Below are 2,726 nucleotides of genomic sequence, written 5' to 3'. Positions count from 1 at the left end.
TCTGCGCATTGTGCGGGCCGGGCAGGGCGGGCGCCTTGTCCAGATCGGTCATGATGCCGGCCGTGTCGCGCAGCGCGCGGCCCTCGGCCCAGACGCCGCCCGGCTGGGCCGTGCGGCCCGAAATCGGCACGACGCGCGCCACGCGGCGGGCGGCGAAGCGCGCGCCGGAATCGTCGTCCATGCCGATGACGGCGACATCGTCGGCATTCTGGTTGTCGAAGACATGCGCCTTGGCGGCGGCATAGCCGGCCATGTCGCCATGCCGGTCGATATGGTCGGGCGTCAGGTTCAGCTGGATGGCGATGTCGAAGCGCAGCCGCTCGGTGCGCTCCAGCATGTAGCTGGACATCTCCAGCACATAGGTGCCGTCGTCGCCGAGCAGGGGCAGGCCGAGCGCCGCCGGCCCCAGATTGCCGCCGACCTCGCTGGAGAAGCCCGCCTCGCGCAGCAGGTGGTGCAGCAGCGCGGTGGTGGTGGACTTGCCATTGGTGCCGGTGACGCCGACGAAGCGCGCGCGGCTGCCGCTGTCGCGGACGGCGCGGTAGAGCAGCTCGGCGTCGCAGAGCACCGGCACGCCGGCGGCGCGCGCGGCGGCGGCGGCCGGATGCGCCTTCGGGCGGAGATGCGGGATGCCGGGCGAGAGCAGCAGCGCGTCGAAGGGGAAGCCCTCGACCTCCGCCGGATTGCCGACGGGCAGGCCGGCCGCGACCGCAGTATCCCGGCTGGCGGCATTGTCGTCCCAGCAGAGGACGGAAGCGCCCCAGCCCACCAGCCGATGGGCGGAGGGCAGCCCGGCGCGGCCGAGCCCGACCACCGCCAGCCGCTGGCCGGCGAAGGGCTGGAAATCAGGCGCGTTGCGGCGGGCTGCGGCGGTCATCTCAGCGGATCTTCAGCGTGCTGAGGCCGACGAGGGCCAGGATCATGGCGATGATCCAGAAGCGGATCACGATGGTGGGCTCGGCCCAGCCCTTCTTCTCGAAATGGTGGTGCAGCGGCGCCATCAGGAAGACGCGGCGGCCGGTGCGCTTGAACCAGAAGACCTGGATGATCACCGAGACGGTTTCGACGACGAAGAGGCCGCCGACGATGGCCAGCACCACCTCGTGCTTGGTGGCGACAGCGACGGCGCCCAGCGCGCCGCCCAGCGACAGGCTGCCGGTGTCGCCCATGAAGACCTTGGCCGGCGGCGCGTTGAACCAGAGGAAGCCGAGGCCGGCGCCGACGAGCGCGGAGCAGAAGACGGCGAGCTCGGCGGTGCCGGCGATCGGGTTCAGCTGCAGGTAGTCGGCGAAGATGCGGTTGCCGACCAGGTAGGAGATCAGGCCGAACACCGCGGCCGCCAGCATCACCGGCACGGTCGCCAGGCCGTCCAGCCCGTCGGTCAGGTTCACCGCGTTGGAGGCGCCCATCATCACCAGCATGCCGACCAGCGGGAAGAGGATGCCGAAATTGATCAGCGCCTCCTTGAACACCGGCATGGCCAGCTTGTTGGCCAGCACGCCCGGCATCAGCGAGGTGATCCAGACCGCGGCGACCAGGCCGACGCCGGCCTGGACCAGCAGCTTGGTGCGGCCGGAGACGCCCTTGGTGTTGCGCTTGGTGACCTTCAGCCAGTCGTCCCAGAAGCCCAGCGCGCCATAGCCCAGCGTCACCAGCAGCACCGCCCAGACGAAGCCGTTGCGCAGATCGGCCCAGATCAGCGTCGAGGCGGTCAGCGCCACGAGCATGAGCATGCCGCCCATGGTGGGCGTGCCCTTCTTGGTCAGCAGGTGCGAATCCGGCCCGTCGGTGCGGATCGGCTGGCCGCCATTCTGGAAGCTCTTCAGCCAGCGGATCATGGCGGGGCCGAAGAACAGGCTGATGAACAGCGCTGTCATGCAGGCGGCGCCCGCCCGGAAGGTGACGTAGCGGAACAGGTTGAACAGGATGAACCCGTCCGCGGACTGGGACAGGAAGGTGAAGATCATGACTGCGCCCCTTCGCGCACCGCCGGCAGGGGACCGGGCAGCGCCGATGTCAGGGCCCGGACCACCACCGCCATGCGGCTGCCCAGGGACCCCTTCACCAGAATGACATCGCCCGGACGCACGGCCTGCCGCACCAGCGGGGCCAGTTCATCGCTGCTGTCCCGATGCGCGGCCCGCCGGTTCTCCGGCAGGGCGTCAAACAGGCCGCGCATCAGTGCACCGCAGCAAAATACCATATCCGCCGCGGCCAGGACATCGGGCAGCAGGGATGCATGCAGCGCGGGGCCGTGCTCGCCGAGCTCCCGCATGTCGCCGAGCACCGCGATTCGCCGTCCCTGCGGGCCCGGAACCTGGCTGCCCAGCACGCCGAGCCCCGCGCGCATCGCCGGCGGCTGGCCGTTATAGCTGTCATCGATCAGCAGGGCCGATCCACCATCGAGCGCGAGGGTCACGCGCCCGCCGCGCCCGGCGCCCGGGCGGAATTCCGCCAGCGCGGCGAGGAAGCCCGCGCGCCCGGCGCCGAGCGATTCGGCGACCGCGATGGCGGCCAGCGCATTGACCGCGAGGTGCCGCCCCGGCGCGGCGAGGGCCAGCGTCACCTGCTCGCCGCGCAGCGACAGAAGGGCCTCGCCGGATTCGGCGGCACCGCGATAGTCGAGCAGGCGGTAATCGGCGGCCGCATCGGCGCCGAAGGTGACGACGTGCAGCCCGGCCTCCGCCGCGCGGCGGGCGAGGGTGGGGAAGCTCGACGAATCCCGC

The 2,726-nt window shown here is 71.2% G+C and carries 3 protein-coding genes; all 3 read right to left on the bottom strand.

The window, feature by feature from the left end; all coding sequences use genetic code 11:
* On the bottom strand, positions 1 to 877 hold an 877-nt coding region (locus BKE38_RS29540; protein WP_242662623.1), incomplete at its 3' end, for a Mur ligase family protein.
* A gap of 1 nt (position 878) precedes the next feature.
* Complete coding sequence (gene mraY, locus BKE38_RS29535) at positions 879 to 1,967, bottom strand: phospho-N-acetylmuramoyl-pentapeptide-transferase (protein WP_076960653.1); 1,089 nt, start codon at positions 1,965 to 1,967, stop codon at positions 879 to 881.
* Positions 1,964 to 2,726 (bottom strand): glutamate ligase domain-containing protein (locus BKE38_RS29530; protein WP_242662622.1); only part of this gene is annotated, 763 nt, incomplete at its 5' end. The genes BKE38_RS29530 and mraY, both read right to left, overlap by 4 nt.

Source organism: Teichococcus deserti (genome assembly GCF_001982615.1).
GTDB lineage: Bacteria > Pseudomonadota > Alphaproteobacteria > Acetobacterales > Acetobacteraceae > Pseudoroseomonas > Pseudoroseomonas deserti.
Note: the sequence above shows the minus strand (reverse complement) of the source record. Positions and strands in the feature narration are given on the sequence as shown.

Bases quoted from the DNA above. Each gene is read 5' to 3' on its own strand.
- mraY (WP_076960653.1), bottom strand. From the start codon at position 1,967: ATGATCTTCACCTTCCTGTCCCAGTCCGCGGACGGGTTCATCCTGTTC.